General features: G+C 63.7%; 19 protein-coding genes. 15 read left to right on the top strand and 4 right to left on the bottom strand.

Features of this window, described 5'->3' with window-relative positions:
- Positions 1–129 precede the first annotated feature (129 nt).
- The gene (locus tag C7I85_RS22605) at positions 130–948 is read right to left on the bottom strand and encodes a TVP38/TMEM64 family protein (RefSeq protein WP_245445051.1); all 819 of its coding nucleotides are present in this window, start codon (positions 946–948) and stop codon (positions 130–132) included.
- Positions 949–1239: 291 nt separating this feature from the next.
- Between C7I85_RS22605 and rpmH the strand changes: the two genes are divergently transcribed.
- The 5 genes from rpmH to C7I85_RS22580 all read left to right on the top strand — a co-directional run bounded on the left by rpmH (position 1240) and on the right by C7I85_RS22580 (position 4915).
- The gene (rpmH, locus tag C7I85_RS22600) at positions 1240–1374 is read left to right on the top strand and encodes a 50S ribosomal protein L34 (RefSeq protein ID WP_083867726.1); all 135 of its coding nucleotides are present in this window, start codon (positions 1240–1242) and stop codon (positions 1372–1374) included.
- A gap of 17 nt (positions 1375–1391) precedes the next feature.
- Positions 1392–1745: a ribonuclease P protein component gene (rnpA, locus tag C7I85_RS22595; protein ID WP_106726280.1), complete on the top strand. Its 354-nt coding sequence runs from the start codon at positions 1392–1394 to the stop codon at positions 1743–1745.
- A 9-nt stretch (positions 1746–1754) separates the two neighbouring features.
- On the top strand, positions 1755–3560 hold the full coding sequence (yidC, locus tag C7I85_RS22590) for a membrane protein insertase YidC (RefSeq protein WP_106726279.1): 1806 nt from the start codon (positions 1755–1757) through the stop codon (positions 3558–3560).
- A gap of 215 nt (positions 3561–3775) precedes the next feature.
- Complete coding sequence (gene yihA / locus C7I85_RS22585; protein WP_106726320.1) at positions 3776–4411, top strand: ribosome biogenesis GTP-binding protein YihA/YsxC; 636 nt, start codon at positions 3776–3778, stop codon at positions 4409–4411.
- A gap of 204 nt (positions 4412–4615) precedes the next feature.
- Complete coding sequence (locus tag C7I85_RS22580; RefSeq protein ID WP_106726278.1) at positions 4616–4915, top strand: putative quinol monooxygenase; 300 nt, start codon at positions 4616–4618, stop codon at positions 4913–4915.
- Between the two features lie 97 nt (positions 4916–5012).
- Here C7I85_RS22580 and C7I85_RS22575 read toward each other — a convergent pair whose 3' ends face one another.
- Complete coding sequence (locus tag C7I85_RS22575; protein WP_106726277.1) at positions 5013–6533, bottom strand: amidase; 1521 nt, start codon at positions 6531–6533, stop codon at positions 5013–5015.
- A gap of 272 nt (positions 6534–6805) precedes the next feature.
- On the opposite strand from C7I85_RS22575, the gene msrB reads away from it, so the two are divergent.
- Both msrB and argB read left to right on the top strand, forming a co-directional pair.
- Positions 6806–7306 carry a peptide-methionine (R)-S-oxide reductase MsrB gene (gene msrB / locus C7I85_RS22570; protein ID WP_106726276.1) on the top strand — a complete coding sequence of 167 codons (501 nt, stop codon included), beginning with the start codon at positions 6806–6808 and terminating at the stop codon, positions 7304–7306.
- A gap of 91 nt (positions 7307–7397) precedes the next feature.
- A complete protein-coding gene (argB, locus tag C7I85_RS22565; RefSeq protein WP_106726275.1) occupies positions 7398–8297 on the top strand; it encodes an acetylglutamate kinase in 900 nt (299 codons plus the stop codon).
- Positions 8298–8334: 37 nt separating this feature from the next.
- Here the strand turns inward: argB and C7I85_RS22560 are convergent, their stop codons facing one another.
- Positions 8335–8769, bottom strand: coding sequence for a MarR family transcriptional regulator (locus tag C7I85_RS22560; RefSeq protein ID WP_106726274.1), 435 nt, complete (start codon positions 8767–8769; stop codon positions 8335–8337).
- A gap of 113 nt (positions 8770–8882) precedes the next feature.
- Between C7I85_RS22560 and C7I85_RS22555 the strand changes: the two genes are divergently transcribed.
- A complete protein-coding gene (locus C7I85_RS22555) occupies positions 8883–9062 on the top strand; it encodes a hypothetical protein (protein ID WP_106726273.1) in 180 nt (59 codons plus the stop codon).
- 31 nt (positions 9063–9093) lie between these two features.
- On the opposite strand, the gene C7I85_RS22550 is transcribed toward C7I85_RS22555, so the two are convergent.
- The gene (locus tag C7I85_RS22550; RefSeq protein ID WP_106726272.1) at positions 9094–9570 is read right to left on the bottom strand and encodes an Lrp/AsnC family transcriptional regulator; all 477 of its coding nucleotides are present in this window, start codon (positions 9568–9570) and stop codon (positions 9094–9096) included.
- A 119-nt stretch (positions 9571–9689) separates the two neighbouring features.
- On the opposite strand from C7I85_RS22550, the gene phhA reads away from it, so the two are divergent.
- From phhA to C7I85_RS22515, 7 genes are all read left to right on the top strand, one after another.
- Entirely contained in the window at positions 9690–10523 is an 834-nt protein-coding gene (gene phhA, locus C7I85_RS22545; RefSeq protein ID WP_106726319.1) for a phenylalanine 4-monooxygenase, read from the top strand.
- 487 nt (positions 10524–11010) lie between these two features.
- The gene (locus C7I85_RS22540) at positions 11011–11271 is read left to right on the top strand and encodes a DUF982 domain-containing protein (RefSeq protein WP_106726271.1); all 261 of its coding nucleotides are present in this window, start codon (positions 11011–11013) and stop codon (positions 11269–11271) included.
- Between the two features lie 143 nt (positions 11272–11414).
- Positions 11415–12449: a BMP family protein gene (locus C7I85_RS22535; protein WP_106726270.1), complete on the top strand. Its 1035-nt coding sequence runs from the start codon at positions 11415–11417 to the stop codon at positions 12447–12449.
- Positions 12450–12638: 189 nt separating this feature from the next.
- The gene (locus tag C7I85_RS22530; RefSeq protein WP_245445050.1) at positions 12639–14201 is read left to right on the top strand and encodes an ABC transporter ATP-binding protein; all 1563 of its coding nucleotides are present in this window, start codon (positions 12639–12641) and stop codon (positions 14199–14201) included.
- A complete protein-coding gene (locus C7I85_RS22525) occupies positions 14191–15240 on the top strand; it encodes an ABC transporter permease (protein WP_106726269.1) in 1050 nt (349 codons plus the stop codon). Before C7I85_RS22530 ends, C7I85_RS22525 begins: the two co-directional genes overlap by 11 nt.
- A complete protein-coding gene (locus C7I85_RS22520; RefSeq protein WP_106726268.1) occupies positions 15240–16184 on the top strand; it encodes an ABC transporter permease in 945 nt (314 codons plus the stop codon). Before C7I85_RS22525 ends, C7I85_RS22520 begins: the two co-directional genes overlap by 1 nt.
- Positions 16181–17461, top strand: coding sequence for an amidohydrolase family protein (locus C7I85_RS22515; RefSeq protein WP_106726267.1), 1281 nt, complete (start codon positions 16181–16183; stop codon positions 17459–17461). Before C7I85_RS22520 ends, C7I85_RS22515 begins: the two co-directional genes overlap by 4 nt.
- The last annotated feature ends 68 nt before the right edge of the window (positions 17462–17529 follow it).

The raw sequence follows: 17529 nt of genomic DNA, 5'->3' as shown, positions 1-17529 counted from the left end.
ACAGCGCCGCTCGCCCTATTGGGCGAGCAAAGGACGCTGTAACACTTTGAATCTACGCATAATCCTTTCCAAAAATCGATTCCGATTTTTGGGGTTATGCGTTAGGCGCGGAAAAAAATCAGCTCAAAATCAGATACGTGAAGCCCACATTCTCTTTACGACGGTGGCGAGCGCCGCGACAAGCGCGAGCGCCAGGAAGGCGATGGTAATCTGCGGTGTGACGAGGTCGCGGATCGTGGCCTGCTGGCCGGCCGTTTCCGCCGCCATCAGCACGCTGTCGCAGCCCTGGCCGAGCCAGGCATAGGCGAAGCCGCCGGGAATAATGCCGATAAAGGTTGCCGCCACATAGGTGCGCAGCCTGACGTTGAACAGGGCAGGGGCTACGTTGACGATGAAGAAGGGGGCGAACGGAGCGAGCCGCAGCACGAGGAGATAGCCGAAGGCGTTCTTCTCGAAGCCGTCCGAGAGCTTGCATGCCAGCCCGCCGACGCGCCGCCTGAGAAAGCTGCCACAGACCGTCCGCGCCGCCATGAATATGATCGTTGCGCCCACCGTTGCGGCGACGATGGCATAGATGCCGCCCAGCAGCCACCCGAACAGGAAGCCGCCAAACACGGTCATTATGGATGCTGCAGGAAAGGAACAGGCGACGGCGGCGGTGTAGATCGCCATGAAGCCCAGCGGCGCCAGGACCGGGTTGTCGGCGGCGAAATCCTTGAGGACCTGCCGGCTTTCGGCGAGATAGTCGAGCGTCAGATAGTGCTGCCAGCCGAGCGCGTAACCGGTGGCGAGACCCACCAGCACGACGACGAGCGGTGCATAACGCCAGCGCCCGGCCGCGCGCCCGCCCGTGTCGAATTCTCCCGTCATGTCGGCCCCGATCGCCTCTCCAGCCCTCATCCCGGCTGCCATCATGGGTTCGCCCGGGTCCTGGCCGCAAGAGGTCATATCGTTTCCATCGTTGTTTCTGCTATGACAGGTGGATTGGAATTATGGTGCGCGCAAGCCGTCTGGGAAGGTCTCACCGCCTATTGAACTATCGGAAAGAAAACCTCACCCGTTCGTGAGTTTTTTGCCTTTTCATGCGCCGATTGACTCGCCGGGCCCTTCTTTCTATAAGCCGCACACGCTCGGGCCGACCTCCCGGCGCGATTTCTATTGCGCTTGAGTAGGCCGGGCATAGCTCCTGTTACAACGTGACAGAATTAAGAAGGGCCGCACACCGCGGTATTAAAACAAATGAAGCGTACTTATCAGCCATCCAAACTCGTCCGTAAGCGCCGCCACGGCTTCCGCGCGCGCATGGCCACCAAGGGCGGTCGTGCCGTCGTTGCGGCCCGCCGCAATCGTGGCCGCAAGCGTCTTTCCGCTTAAAGCGAGAGACGAGACCATTGCCGGCTGCCGGCAAAACCGAATTTCCGTCTCCGCTGCGGCTTCGCAAGCGAGCTGAGTTCCTGGCCGTCCGCCGCGGTGAAAAGCGTCGCGGGCGGCTTTTCCTCATGGAAGTTCTGGACCGTGGCACGTCCGACGCTCCGCGCGTCGGCTTCACGGTCACCAAGAAAGTTGGCAATGCGGTTGTCCGAAACCGCATTCGCCGCCGCCTCAAGGAGGCGGTTCGCGTCCATGCCGCAGGTGACATGACGCCTGGCAAGGACTATGTGATCGTCGGGCGGGAAGACGTACTGACGGTGCCGTTTGAGCAGCTTGCCGCCGAGCTTTCACGACGAATTCGCGGTACGCGTTAAGGGTTTTCGATGGAAAACAACCGGAATTTCTTGATCACGATCGCGCTTTCCGTGCTGATCCTGACGCTGTGGCAGGTGTTCTACATGAACCCGCGCGTCGAGAAGGAGCGCGAGACCGCTCGCATCGAGCAGCAGCGCGTCGAGGCGCAGAAGCAGACCCAGGGCGCCACGGGCGAAGTGCCGGCCGCGCCGCAGGGCGGCGTGCCCGGCAGCAACACCGGAACCGCAGGCGCGGTGCCCGAAAGCCGCGAACAGGCGGTTGCTGCTTCCCAGCGCGTGAAGATCGATACGCCGAGCATCGGCGGCTCCATCAACCTCACCGGCGCCCGCATCGACGACGTCCTGCTGAAGGACTACCACGTCACCGTCGACAAGAATTCGCCCAACATCGACCTGCTCAACCCGTCGGTCCTGCCGAATGGCTACTATGCCGAAATCGGCTTCGTCGGAAATGCAGAGACCGGCAGCGTGCCGGGTCCGGACACCGTCTGGACCGCCGAGCCGAATGCGGTGCTGACGCCCACCACCCCGGTGACGCTGACCTACACCAACGACAAGGGCCTGACGTTCAAGCGGACGATCGGCATCGACAGCAACTACATGTTCACCGTCACCGACACGGTGACGAACAGCGGCTCGGCCCCCGTGTCGCTCTCCAACTACGGCCGCGTCATCCGCTTCGACAAGCCGCTCGTCGCCAGCACCTATGTGCTGTTCGAGGGCCTGATCGGCGTCACCGGCAAGGAAGGCCTGCACGAGGTCAAGTACTCGCAGATCGAGAAGGACAAGCAGGTCGTTCCGGGCAAGTCCGACGACGGCTGGCTCGGCATCACCGACAAGTACTGGGCGGTGGCCATGGTGCCTTCGTCCAAGCAGTCCTTCCAGCCGCGCTTCAGCTATTTCGACGATGGCCGCCCGCGCTTTCAGTCGGACTTCATGACCGACCCGCTGACCATTGCGCCCGGCCAGTCGGGCACCGTCGAGACGCTGGTGTTCGCCGGCGCCAAGGAAGTGGCCAAGATCAACGCCTATGAAAAGGACCTCAACATCCGCCAGTTCGACCTGCTGATCGACTGGGGCTGGTTCTATTTCATCACCAAGCCGATGTTCTGGCTGATCGACAACCTCTACAAGTTGCTCGGCAATTTCGGCCTCGCCATCCTTGCCACGACCGTTCTGGTCAAGGCCATCTTCTTCCCGCTCGCCAACAAGTCCTACAAGTCGATGGCGAAGATGAAGATGGTGCAGCCGCGCATGCTTGAAATCCGTGAGAAATATGCGGACGACAAGATGAAGCAGCAGCAGGCCATGATGGAGCTCTACAAGACGGAGAAGATCAATCCGCTGGCGGGCTGCTGGCCGGTGCTGATCCAGATCCCGGTGTTCTTCGCGCTCTACAAGGTGCTCTACATCACCATCGAGATGCGCCATGCGCCGTTCTTCGGCTGGATCCAGGATTTGGCCGCGCCCGATCCGACGTCGCTGCTCAACCTGTTCGGCCTACTGCCTTTCGCGGCACCCGACTTCCTGCACATCGGCGTGTGGCCGCTCATCATGGGCGTCACCATGTTCCTGCAGATGCGCATGAACCCGACCCCGCCGGATCCGACGCAGGCGATGATCTTCAACTGGATGCCGGTGATCTTCACCTTCATGCTGGGTTCGTTCCCTGCCGGCCTCGTGATCTACTGGGCCTGGAACAACACGCTGTCGATCATCCAGCAGAGCGTCATCATGAAGCGCCAGGGCGCCAAGATCGAGCTCTGGGACAATCTGACGGGCATCTTCAAGAAGAAACCCAAGCCCGCCGAATAGCGGGCATCCCAATCCTCGAAAGGCCCCGGCTCGTCCGGGGCTTTTTATTCCGAGGTGGCTATTCCGGATGCATCGGCTGGGTCGCGGTTGCGACGCAGGTCCTGCTGGGCGGTTGACAAGGCCGTCCGCAACGCCGATGCCACTGGATGCCGCGAGAATGCCCGGCTGGAGCAAGCAGCGTGACTGAACAGACCGAGACGAATACCGTACCGCCGCTGGCCGGCAGCCTCTTCACGAACCCGTGGATCTTCATCCGCGGCGTGCCATCCATGAAGTTCCTGCCGCCGGAAGGCCCGCCCGAGATCGCCTTCGCCGGCCGCTCCAATGTCGGCAAGTCCTCGCTCATCAATGCGCTGGTCGGCCAGAAGGGTCTGGCGCGCACCTCCAACACGCCCGGCCGCACCCAGGAGCTCAATTACTTCGTGCCCGACGGCTATTCCGGCAAGGACGGCGACCTGCCGCCGATGGCACTGGTGGACATGCCGGGCTATGGCTATGCCAAGGCGCCCAAGGACCAGGTGGATGCGTGGACCAAGCTGGTGTTCGACTATCTGCGCGGCCGCGTGACGCTGAAGCGCGTCTATGTTCTGATCGACGCGCGCCACGGCATCAAAAAGAATGACGAGGAGGTTTTGACCTTGCTCGACAAGGCTGCCTGCTCCTACCAGATCGTGCTGACCAAGACCGACAAGATCAAGGCCGCCGGCGTGCCGCGTCTGATCGAAGAGACGTCGCAAAAGATCCGCAAGCGCCCGGCGGCCTTTCCCGCCGTGCTGTCCACCTCGTCCGAAAAGGGCGACGGCATGGAGGAACTGCGCGAGGCCATCGCGCTCGCGGTGAGCGGCGGCTGACGCCGGTTTCCTGAGCCGGCCCTGTCCGATTTATCCTCGGCGGGGCATGGACGCGCACCTGCCGCAGCCATATTTCTGAATCGCCGATCCTTGCTGCAGCGCGCGCCCGACGAGGAGCGCAAGGGTGCTGCAGCACTTAGATCCACGCATGATCCTTCCCAAAGATCGCTTCCGATTTTTGGGGTTATGCTTGAGGAGGCAGCGATGGTCAGCAAGGCGCTTTACGTGAGATTGAAGGCCAAGCCGGGCAAGGAAGCCGAGGTCGAGGCCTTTCTCAAGAACGGCCTGGCGCTGGTGCAGCGAGAGCCGGCGACCACTGCCTGGTTCGCCATGAAGATGAGCCATTCGACCTACGGCATCTTCGACGCCTTCCCCGACGAGGAAGGGCGCGACGCGCATCTCACCGGCGAAGTGGCCAAGGCTTTGTTTTCCCAGGCCGAAGAGATGCTTGCCGAGACGCCGACCGTGCAGAAGATCGATCTTCTGGCGGCGAAGCTGCCTTGAGCATTGTGCAGCCAAGCGGAATCGCTTGGCGTCGCACAAATGCGGCTAAAACAATGCGAAAGAGCGAAGCAGGGCATCCGTCAGGATGACCGCCGCTCTAAGCTTTTGTGTGGGCTCGAGCCCTGCGCTCGGGCCGTTGCAAGGGCGCGCGACGGGTGAGCCAGCCCGACAGCCGCTCCAACTGCGCGGCGAGCGACAGAAGCGTCTCCTCATCGCCTGGCCGTCCCGCCGCCTGAATGCCGAGCGGCAGCCCGTCATCCGTCACATGCACCGGCAGCGCGATCGAGGGCTGGCCGGAAACGTTCTGGATTGCCGGCCAGTGGGTGAACCACAGGCTGTTGTCCAGCAGCTTGTCGAGCAGCGGCTTCAGCCGCAGCAGGCGGGTCAGGCGCATTCTGTCGAGCATGTCTTCGAGGAAGGCGTCCAATCCCTTCGGGTCCATCGCCCCGCATTCGAGCGGCGGGCGCGAGATCACCGGCATCAGCACGGCGTCGTATTGCGCCGTCTCCGCGAACAGCCGGCGCGAGGCGGCCTGCAGCCGCTCGAGCCCGGCATAGACTTCGCCGGCCGACAAAATCTCGCCGTAGCGGGCGAGAAGGCGTGTCGGGCGCTCGACCTCGCCGGTCACCGGCTTGCCGAGGCGCGCTGCCTCGCCGCGTAAGGTGCCGGCCACGGCCGAGGCGACGGTGCTGGCGAAGTCGGCCATGAAGTCGCGGCCAATCGGCAGGTCGATCTCCTCGACCGAGTGGCCGCCTTCGCGTGCCAGCGCCACGGCGATGTCCAGCGCGGTCATCGTCTCGGGCGAGATTTCGAGGCCGAGCGGCGATTTGCGATAGACGGCGAGCCGCAGCCGACCGGGATCGCGCGCCGCCGCTGCCGAGAAGGAGCCGCGCGGCGCGCGCGCCACATAAGGCGCCAGCCCATCGGCGCCGTGGCACAGGTCGAGCAGGAGCGCGCTGTCGCGCACCGAGCGGGTGACGGCGTGGTCCACGACGAAGCCGTACCAGGCTTCGGAAGTCATCGGCGTCAGCGGTATGCGCCCGCGCGAGGTCTTGAGGCCGACAAGCCCATTGCAGGCGGCGGGTACCCGGATCGAGCCGCCGCCATCGGAGGCATGCGCCACCGGCACCACGCCGGTCGCGACCAGAGCGGCCGCGCCGCCGGATGAACCGCCTGTGACGTGCCCGGTGTTCCACGGATTGCGAGTGACGCCGAAGGCCGCCGATTCCGTCACCAGCCTGAGGCCGTATTCGGGCGTCGTGCTGGTGACGATGGGAATGAGGCCGGCGGTCAGCAGGCGCTTGGTCTGCACCGAGTCGAAGTCGGGCACGAAGGCCGGCAGGCGGCTGCCCGCATGGGTCGGCACGCCCTTCATGGCGATGCCCAGATCCTTTAGCGCCGTCGGCACGCCGGCCAGCGGCAGCGAGCGGTCGACGGTTTTTGCGCGCTCGCGTGCGGTGTCGTAAAGCTTCTCGGCGGTGGCGTTGATCTCGGGCTGGGTGCGCTCGGCTCGCGCGATCGCCGCGTCGATGAGTTCGACCGGCGAAACCTCCCCCTTCTTGACCAATCCGGCGAGCGCGGTGGCGTCGTTCTCCCAAAGCACGGATTCCAGCGACATCTTCCCCTCCAAGACATTGCCGACCGGGAAAGCCTAGACTGCAGCGATGCGCTTAGCAACGCCGCACGGCCGTCGGTGGTGGAAAGCGTAACCAATGTCGTCCATGGTGCGAAGATGCGGGCCTATTCTGTCGCGTGAGGCTGGTCTTTTTCGCCTCGCGCAATAGGTCTAATCGCGGGGTATGAATGTCGAGCGGGAACACGATCCTCAAACCGAGTTGATTGGCCTCCGGCATTCGCGCGGCGTAAGACTTGCATTCTGGAGAAATAACGATGAATCGTCGCCACGTTCTGCTCGGCGGCACTGCCGTTGCTACATTTGCCGTCTGCAATGCCATGCTGTGGCGGGTGGACGAGCCCGACGAGGCGCATGCCGAGACGTTCGAGGTCCACAAGACCGACGACGAGTGGCGCAAGATCCTGACGCCCGACCAGTTCGCCATCTTGCGCAAGCAGGAAACCGAGCGGGCGGGCTCCAGCCCGCTCGACCACGAGACGCGCAAGGGCATCTACCACTGCGCCGGCTGCGACCTGGCCGCCTATTCGTCCGACGCGAAATATGACTCCGGCACCGGCTGGCCGAGCTTCTGGCAATCCTTGCCCAATGCCATCGGCACCCGGGAGGATCACTCCTTCTTCATGAACCGCACCGAAGTCCATTGCCATCGCTGCGGCGGCCATTTCGGACATATCTTCGATGACGGACCGCCGCCGACCGGCAAACGCCATTGCCTGAACGGCCTTGCCCTGAGTTTCAAACCCGCAACAGCCTGAAACTTCCGCCAATCCGCGGTGCTTGCCGATTGCTCCAGGGCGCCTTTGTCGCTAAGTAACCGCCGATTCCATCCGACGGGGAACTCCTCTCATGACATCGACGGAAATCGCGGCCAAGGCAGCGGAGCAGGCGAACCTCCTTTCGGCTGCGCTGCCCTATATGCAGCGCTATGAACACAAGACGGTGGTGGTGAAATATGGCGGCCATGCCATGGGCGACAACACGCTCGGCAAGGCTTTCGCCCGCGACATCGCCCTGCTCAAGCAGTCGGGCGTCAACCCCATCGTCGTCCACGGCGGCGGCCCGCAGATCGGCGCCATGCTCACCAAGATGGGCATCGAGTCCAAGTTCGAAGGCGGCCTGCGTGTCACAGACCAGAAGACGGTCGAGATTGTCGAGATGGTGCTGGCCGGCTCGATCAACAAGGAGATCGTCGCGCTCATCAACGCCGAGGGCGAATGGGCGATCGGCCTGTGCGGCAAGGACGGCAACATGGTCTACGCCCAGAAGGCGCACAAGACCATCAAGGACCCCGACTCCAATATCGAGCGCGTGCTCGATCTGGGTTTCGTCGGCGAGCCGATCGAGGTCGACCGCAAGCTGCTCGACCTTCTGGCGCGCTCGGAGGTGATCCCGGTGATCGCGCCGGTGGCGCCCGGCCGCGACGGCCACACCTACAACATCAATGCCGACACCTTCGCCGGCGCCATCGCCGGCGCGTTGAACGCCTCGCGCCTCCTCTTCCTCACCGATGTGCCGGGCGTGCTGGACAAGGACAAGAATCTCATCGATGAGCTGACTGTGGCTCAGGCGCGGGAGCTCATTGCCGACGGCACCATCTCCGGCGGCATGATCCCCAAGGTCGAGACCTGCATCGAGGCCATCGAGCGCGGCGTGGAAGGCGTGGTCATCCTCAACGGCAAGACCCCGCATTCGGTGCTGCTCGAGCTCTTCACCGAGCACGGCGCCGGAACGCTGATCGTTCCGTAGGCTCCTGAACTGAAACTAGCGCGGCGCGACGCTGGCGTTATTCGCCGGTCAGTCGCGCCAGTTCCCTTTGCTGCAAGGCGAGCGCGTCGGAGATGAAACGCTCCACGGTCGCAAGCTCGGCGTCGCTGTAGCCGTCGAGCATTTCCCATCCGGCCTGTGCGATCGGGCCGTAATATTTTAGGCCAAGGTCCCTGGCCGCTTCTCCTGCTTCGACCATTACTTTGCGCCGGTCTTCGGCGCTTCGCGTGCGCCTGACGAGGCCGCGCGCCTCCAGCCTGTCGATCAGCGATGTCACGGCTGCCGGCGTCAATGCCGTTGCCGTCGCAAGGGCGCCAGCCGTCTGCGGTCCACCCTGAAGCAGGGCCAGCGCGCGTCGCTCGGCCGCGTTCAATCCCGCCCGTTCGCCGACCGCGTCATCGAAGGCCTGCGTTGCATCCTGCCAACGCATCACGGCCTCGGTGATGGCATGCATCCGCTGCTCTCGCTCCGCGCTTGACGAATTTAGTTCGATCATCTAAATATCAATCCATCGTATATTTCGCATACTTTATGAATATGCGGCGAGCACCTTTGAAACGCAAGGCCATGAAGAAGCCAGAGATGCAGATCGAACAGCAGCCGGCGCTGACGCGCGAAGAGGAATGGGAATATGCCGAGCGCACCATGGCCTGGTACGGTTGGGGCTCGCCGATCGGTCTCGGCTTCGGGCTGTTGGCACTTGGCGTGTCCGCCGTGCTCGTGCGCATGGCGATCATGGGATTCTGAGAAGAGCGGCCTCCATAGGCACACCCTGTTGCTACCTCCGCAAATGGCCCAGCGGCACGTGGCCCGGGCCCTTGATGTTCTGAAGCACGAGCTGGGTGTGCACGTCGCGCACGCCCGGCAGACGCATAAGCCGGTGCATGACGAAGTAGTTGAGATCGTCCACGCTCGGCACCATCACATGCAGCAGGAAGTCGTATTCGCCAGTCATCGTCCAGCAGGCCGAGACCTCGTCCATGCGCTGCACGGCGGTGATGAACTGCTCCGGCGACTCGTCGCTGTGGCTGGTCAGCCGGACCTGGACGAACACCTCCACCATCAGCCCCACCGCACGCCGGCTGATGACGGCGCTGAAGCCATTTATCACGCCGGCCTGCTGCAGGGCGTCGAAGCGGCGTGCGCAGGGCGTGGTCGACAAGCCGATCTCCTGCGCCAGCTCCGACACCGGTTTGCGGCCGTCGCCCTGCAGGATATCGAGTATCTTGATCTCAAAGTCGTCGAACTGAGGCATTTTCTCTCCCCGATGCAGCTTTCATGCTGAACTTACCTCAAATTCGCGGCTGTAGCGATGAATTAGGCAAAAACCCCTCCGGATCAGAAGGTATTCTGTTTTGCGTGGAGGACATGGCCATGAATATCAGCGTCGAAGCCTATGCCCGCGAATGCGCGGCCCAGGGTTTGCGTGGCAACTATTCGGTTTGCCGCGCCGATTTCACCGTTCAGCAAGACTACGACTACAGCGATAGCGAGCAGGAGGTGTGGCGCATCCTGTGCGACCGCCAGACCAAGCTGACGAAGCGCCTTGCGCATCGCTCCTATCTCGAGGGCGTCGAAGCGCTGGGGCTGCTCGAACGCATCCCGGATTTCGACAAGGTCAGCCAGAGGCTGCGCAAGCTGACCGGCTGGGAACTCGTCGCGGTGCCGGGCCTGATCCCGGCAGAACCATTCTTCGTGCACCTGACCAACCGGCGTTTCCCGGTCACCAACTGGCTGCGCACCAAGGAAGAGCTCGACTACATTGTCGAGCCCGACATGTTCCACGATTTCTTCGGCCATGTTCCGGCGCTGACCCAGCCGGCTTTCGCCGATTTCATGCAGCAGTACGGCGAAAGGGCCAGTGGGGCTATTGAGCTTGGCGGCCACGACATGATCTCGCGGCTCTACTGGTACACTGCCGAATTCAGCCTCATCCAGGAAGCCGGCCAGCCGCTCAAGGCGTTTGGCGCGGGTTTGATGTCGTCCTACAGCGAGTTGCAGTTCGCGGTCGAAAGCAAGGATGCGCACCGCGTGCCCTTCGACATCGAGACGGTGATGCGTACCGGCTACGAGATCGACAAGTTCCAGCGCGCCTATTTTGTCCTGCCGTCGTTCGATGGGCTGCGCAACGCATTCCGCAATGCGGACCTTGCGACGCTGATCGCGCGCCACAAGGACGAGCCGCCGCTCGATCCGGCGACGGTCTGACATTTTCTTTGAGCTGTTGCGAACGGCGGGGATTCTCTCCGCCGTTTTCGTTAGGCGGCGAACTCGGAGCGCATCCACGTTCGGAATTCGAACCGGATGCATATCGGCATCGGGCGGCCGCACTGGCAGCCCGCGAACGGAAGACCCATATTTGGGGCAAGGTTAAGCACCGAAAACGGTGCACCGGACGGCCGACATACCGGGGCTGGGCAGGGCGCCGAACCGCTTTGCCCTTATTGCCGTTCCCCGAAACGCCTGGCCGACATCCATTCGCTGGATGAGCGCGTGATGGGACGCCCTGGCGCCCTGTCGTGGCATGCAGCCCAGCGGCGGATTTTTGTTTTTGAGACAGATGAGGGGAGTGGCGCAAACGGCCGGGGGCGGCCGTTTCGCGCGAAACCGGCATTGCCCGGAAGAACCGTTGCCGCGCGGATCGAGTGCGGGCAGGTGGCTTGAGCCCCTCCCGTCATGCGGCGCAGGAGCAAATATGCAAGATGATCGTTTTGATGTTCCGCTGATTGTGAAGCTTGGCGACACCGGAAACCAGATGACCCTGAGGACGGTGCACGACGCCTCGGAGTTTCTTCTCCACCACTGGCCGGGGAAGAGAACGCCCAAGCACCGCGCGGCGCTGCAGGCCTGCTACGACGTCATGTATGGCCACAAGCCTGCCATGGCGGCGAGGCGCGCCTTCGTGGCCGCCGCGCGCGAGACCGATGTGCTGGTGCACGAAAACGTGCCGCATTGAGTCGCTGGTCCGATGGCGCTAAACGCCGACGGTGGAAAGGATTTGCCCGCCGATTGCCCGGTTTGGGAAATTCGAATAGCGTTGCCCCGATAGTTGAAAAACCGGGCCCGGAGCCCGGGCTCACAAGCCAGAGGTGGATGATAATGCCCAACAATAAGAATGCCACGGAATTCGCCGGCGTCTCCCGTCGCACAGTGCTGAAGGCGGCAGGCGCGGGCGCCGCGTTCGCAGCGATCGCCGGCTCGCCGGCCCGCCTTCTGGCTGCCGAGCCGCTCAAGGTCGCCGCCGTTTATACCGTTCCGGTCGAGCAGCAGTGGGTCAGCCGCATCCACAAGGCTGCCAACGCCGCCAAGGACCGTGGCGACATCGAATATGTCTACTCCGAAAACACCTCCAACAACGACTATGAGCGCGTGATGCGCGAATATGCCGAGGCCGGCCACAAGCTGATCCTCGGCGAGGTGTTCGGCGTCGAGGATGCCGCGCGCGCGGTCGCCAAGGATTATCCGGACGTCGCCTTCCTGATGGGCTCGAGCTTCAAGCCGGACGAGGCCATTCCGAACTTCTCGCCTTTCGACAACTACATCCAGGACGCGTCCTACCTGTCGGGCATCATCGCCGGCGCCATGAGCAAGTCCAACCACATCGGCATGGTCGGCGGTTATCCGATCCCCGAGGTCAACCGGCTGATGAATGCCTTCATCGCCGGCGTGAAGGAAAGCGCGCCCGACACCAAGTTCCAGATCGCCTTCATCGGCTCCTGGTTCGATCCGCCCAAGGCCAAGGAAACCGCTTTCGCCCAGATCGACGGTGGCGCGGATCTGCTCTATGCCGAGCGCTTCGGCGTCTCGGATGCTGCCAAGGAGCGCAAGGTTCTGGCGGTCGGCAACGTCATCGACACCCAGTCCGAATATCCCGAAACGGTCGTCGCTTCCGCGCTGTGGCATTTCGAGCCGACGCTGGACAAGGCGATCGCCGAGGTGAAGGCGGGAACCTTCAAGGCCGCCGACTATGGCGTCTATTCCTTCATGAAGAACGGCGGCTGCTCGCTCGCCCCGCTCGGCACTTTCGAGGGCAAGGTGCCGGCCGAGGTCATGGCCAAGGTCGCCGAGAAGGAAAAGGCCATCAAGGACGGCTCCTTCACTGTTGAAATCGACGATTCCGAGCCGAAAGCCTGATGATGCGGCTTTACCTTTTCGCCACTTGCGGCGAAAAGGTGGTCTCAAGCTGGCATGAATGGCAGTGCATGGATCGAGGCGGCTTCCGCCTCGATGGCGCTGGCGCATGCCGGCGAAGGCGTCCGCGCGGATGCGGGCAGGGCGGGTAGGATGCGGGGTTGATGCCCGGCAGAACTGGGGATTGGTGATTTGGCGGCGTCGATCGGTGTCGAACAAGGGGCTCCAGCCCAGGCGGATATCGTCCTGCGTCTCGATGGCATCACCAAGCGGTTCGGTCCGCTGGTCGCCAACAATGCCATTTCGTTTACGCTGAGGCGCGGCGAGGTCATCGCGCTGCTGGGTGAGAACGGCGCCGGCAAGACCACGCTCATGAACATCCTGTTCGGCCATTACGTGGCCGACGAGGGCACGGTGGAAGCCTTCGGCAAGCCGCTGCCGCCGGGCGACCCGCGCGCCGCGCTCGATGCCGGCATCGGCATGGTGCACCAGCACTTTACCCTCGCCGAAAACATGACCGTGCTGGAGAACATCGCGCTCGGCACGCAGAGCCCGTGGAGCCTCAGGCTCGACCGGGCAGCCGCGCGGCGGCGCATCGAAAAGCTCTCGGCTGACTTCGGCCTGACCGTACATCCGGACGCGACTGTCGCCACTCTCTCGGTAGGCGAGCGCCAGCGCGTTGAAATCCTCAAGGCGCTCTATCGCGACGCGCGAATCCTCATCCTCGACGAGCCGACGGCGGTGCTGACGCCGGCCGAGACCGACGCGCTGTTCCGCACGCTCAAGCTCCTGGTGGCGCAGGGTCTGTCGATCATCTTCATCTCGCACAAGCTGAACGAGGTCATGGCCGTCAGCGACTGCGTGCTGGTGCTGCGCTCAGGCACGCTGGCCGGCGAGCGCACGACCGCCACCACCAATCGTGCCGAGTTGGCAGCACTGATGGTCGGGCAGGAAGTATCGAGCCCGCCGGTGAGCGCGCCGAGGACCGGCCCGGTCGTGTTCGAGCTGAAGAACGTCTCGACCGCCAGGCAGGGCACGACCACGCGCCTCGATGGCCTCTCGCTCGCGCTCCGCGCCGGCGAGATCACAGGGCTGGCGGGTGTTTCCGGCAACGGCCAGTCGGCCCTTGCCTCCCTGATCTCCGGCACTCTGCAGCCGGCGTCCGGCGAGATGGTCATCGGCGGGTCCGCGGCCGGCAATTGGTCGCCACGCGCGGCGCTCGCCAGCGGCATCGGCCGCATCCCGGAGGACCGCCACGCGGTCGGCACCATCGGCGACATGAGCATCACCGAGAACGTCATCTCCGAGCGCTACGCCACGCCGCGTTTCAGCCGCCATGGCTTCCTCGACTGGAAGGCGGCGCGTGCCTTTGCCGAAGAGATCATTCGTGATTACGACGTGAAAGCACCGTCGCCCGAGGCGCGCATCCGCCTGCTCTCCGGCGGCAACATGCAAAAGCTCATTCTCGGCCGCGCGCTCGATTCCGAGCCGGCCGTGATCCTCGCCAACCAGCCTACGCGCGGGCTCGACGTCGGCGCCGTCGCCTTCGTGCATCGCCGGCTGCTCGAAGCGCGCGACAGGGGGGCGGCGATCCTGCTCATTTCGGAAGATCTGGAGGAAATACTGGCCTTGTCCGACCGTATCCTGGTCATGTCGAAGGGGCAGCTTTCCTCGCCCTCCAAGCGCGGCGAACGAAGCATCCGCGAACTCGGCGAACTGATGGCCGGCCATGGCGAGGTGAACGATGCGGCTTGAACCCAAACCCGCGCCCTCGCTGGCGGTCACGTTGCTTTATCCCGTCGGCGCGATCATCGTGACCTTCCTGATTGCCTCGCTGCTGGTACTGGCGGCAGGCGCTTCGCCGTTCTCCGTGTTCTATCTCGTCGCCAAGGGTGCGGCGGGCTCGCAATTCGCGCTTCTGGAAACGCTGACGCGCGCCACGCCGCTCATCTTCACCGGCCTTGCTGTGGCCGTCGCCTTCCGGGCAAAACTCTGGAACATCGGCGCCGAGGCGCAGCTCTATATCGGCGGGGTGGTGACGGTGGTGCTCGGCACCGGCGCGCTGCCGTTGCCGTCCTACCTGCTGATCCCGATCATCATGATAGCGGCCATGGCGGCCGGTGCGCTTCTGCTGCTTGGCCCCGCCATCCTCAAGACCCGCTTCGGCGTCGACGAGGTGGTGACCACGCTGCTGCTCAATTTCATCGTGCTGCTGTTCGTCTCGATGCTCTTGGAAGGCGTGCTGAAGGACCCGACGGGTCTCGGCTGGCCACAGTCATCCAAGGTCATTGCGGAGGCACAGCTGCCGCGCATCATCCAGGGCAAGCGCCTGCATTATGGCTTCGTGATTGCCATCGTCTCTGCGGTGATCTGTTGGGTCATCATGAAGAAAACGGTCCTCGGGTATGAGATGCGCGCTGTGGGCAACAACAAGGAGGCCGCGAATTTCGCCGGCATCCCGGTCAACCGCGTGCTGATCAAGACGGCGATCCTGTCTGGCGGCATCGCCGCCCTTGCCGGCTTCTCGGAAGTGTCGGGCCTGAAGGGCAACCTGACCCTCGATCTGTCGCCGGGCTACGGATATTCGGGCATCGTGGTGGCGATGCTGGCCATGCTCAATCCGCTCGGCGTCATCGCCTCGGCCATCTTCGTGGCAGGCATCTTCGTTGGCGCCGACGCCATGAGCCGCACTGCAGGCGTGCCGAGCTATATCGCGCAGGTGATGGTGGCGACCGCGCTTCTGACCATGGTCACGGCCATTTTGCTGACGCGCTATCGGGTGAGGTGGAAGTGATGGAGCAGGCCCTCGAAATCCTCTTCACCGCCTCCTTCTGGGTGGCTGCGATCCGCATCGCATCGCCGCTGATATTCGCCACCATGGGCGAACTGATCTGCGAGCGCGCGGGCGTCCTCAATCTCGGCATCGAAGGCATCATGACCGCCGGCGCCTTTGCCGGCTGGTTCACCGTCTATTCCGGCGGCGACCTGTGGACTGGCGTGGCCGTCGCGGCGCTCGCCGGGGCCATGTTCGGCCTGCTGCACGCCACGCTCACCGTGCCGCTTGGCCTGTCGCAGCATGTGGTGGGCATCGGCGTCACGCTGCTGGCCACCAGCCTCACCTACTTCACCTACAGGCTGGCGCTGCCGCAGGTCACCACGCCCCCCAAGATCGAGCCGTTCCAGCCGCTGCCCATTCCCGGCCTGTCGAAGATACCGGTGCTGGGCGAGGCCTTGTTCACACAGACGCCGCTCACCTATTTGGCCTTTGTGACGGTCGCCGTGGTTGCCTGGATGCTCTATCGCACGCCGATCGGCCTTGCCGTGCGCGCGGCGGGTGAAAACCCCTCGGCCGTCGAGGCGCAGGGCATCAGCGTCACCGGCCTCCGCATGGGCGCGGTCATGGTCGGCAGCGCACTGATGGCGGTCGGCGGGGCGTTCCTCACCATGTCGGCCTTCAACTCCTTCTTCTTCGAGATGATCAACGGCCGCGGCTGGATCTGCATCGCGCTGGTGGTGTTCGGCTCGTGGCGGCCGGGCAAGGCGCTGCTCGGCGCCATACTTTTTGCCGCCTTCGATGCGTATCAGATCCGCCTGCAGCAGATTTCCGGTGGCGTGGTGCCCTATCAGGTGTTCCTGATGATGCCCTATGCGCTGTCCATCCTGGCGCTGATCCTGGTGGCGCGCCGCGCTACCTATCCCAAGGCGCTGATGATCCCCTACCAGAAAGGCGAGAGATGAGCTTTGACCTGATTGTCCGTGGCGGAATTCTTCCGGACGGCAACACCGCCGACATCGGCATCAAGGGCGACAAGATTGCGGCCATCGAGCCCCGGCTCGAAGCCGAGGCAGGCAAGGTGGTGGATGCCACCGGCAATCTCGTTTCGCAGCCTTTCGTCGATCCGCATTTCCACATGGATGCCACGCTCTCCTACGGCATCCCGCGCATCAATGCCTCGGGCACGCTGCTCGAAGGCATCGCGCTCTGGGGCGAGCTGAAGCCGCTCCTCACCCATGAGGCGGTCAAGAGCCGCGCGCTCGCCTATTGCGACTGGGCCGTCTCGATGGGCCTGCTTGCCATCCGCACCCATGTCGACACCTGCGACGACCGGCTGCTCGCCGTGGAAGCGCTGCTGGAAGTCAAGAAGGAGGTCGCGCCCTACATCGACCTGCAACTCGTCGCTTTCCCGCAGGACGGTTTTTATCGCTCGCCAACCGCGCGCGAAAACACGATCCGCGCGCTCGACATGGGCGTTGAGATCGTCGGCGGCATTCCGCATTTCGAGCGCACAATGGCCGACGGAACCCGCTCGGTGACGGAGCTGTGCGAGATCGCGGCGGAGCGCGGCCTGATGGTCGACATGCATTGCGACGAGACGGACGATCCGAATTCGCGCCACATCGAACAACTGGCCTATGAGACGCAGCGCCTCGGCCTGCAGGGGCGCGTCAACGGCTCGCACCTCACCTCCATGCATTCCATGGACAACTATTACGTCTCCAAGCTCCTGCCGCTGATTGCCGAGGCGGGCGTTTCGGCCTGCCCGAACCCGCTCATCAACATTGTCATCCAGGGCCGCCACGACACCTATCCCAAGCGTCGCGGCATGACGCGCGTGCCCGAAATGCTGAAGGCCGGCATCAAGGTCGGCTTCGGCCAGGATTGCGTGCTCGACCCGTGGTATCCGCTCGGCACCGCCGACATGCTCGACGTCGCCTTCATGGGCCTGCATGTGGCGCAGATGACCAGCCCCGCCGATATGCGCCAGTGCTTTGACATGGTCACCAGGACCAATGCCGAGATCATGGGTCTGCACGACTACGGCCTCGAAGTCGGCAAGACGGCGAGCCTCGTGGTGCTCGACGCCGGCAATCCGGTCGAGGCGCTGCGCCTGCGCGCCGAGCGCCTGTGCGTGGTCGCCAAGGGCAAGGTTGTGGCCACGCGCCAGAAGCAGGAGACGCAGCTTTCGCTCTCCGGCCGTCCTGGCAGCGTCAACCGCCGCCACAAGACCCCCTGAGCCCCGCAGAGCTTTTGAGGCCATGCGTGTCGACATTTGTTGACACGCGTGGCTTTGCTCTATATTTA

This window comes from Pseudaminobacter soli (ex Li et al. 2025) (assembly GCF_003012705.1).
In the GTDB taxonomy this organism is placed as follows: Bacteria; Pseudomonadota; Alphaproteobacteria; order Rhizobiales; family Rhizobiaceae; genus Pseudaminobacter; species Pseudaminobacter soli.
This window is presented reverse-complemented; position numbering and strand designations above follow the sequence as displayed.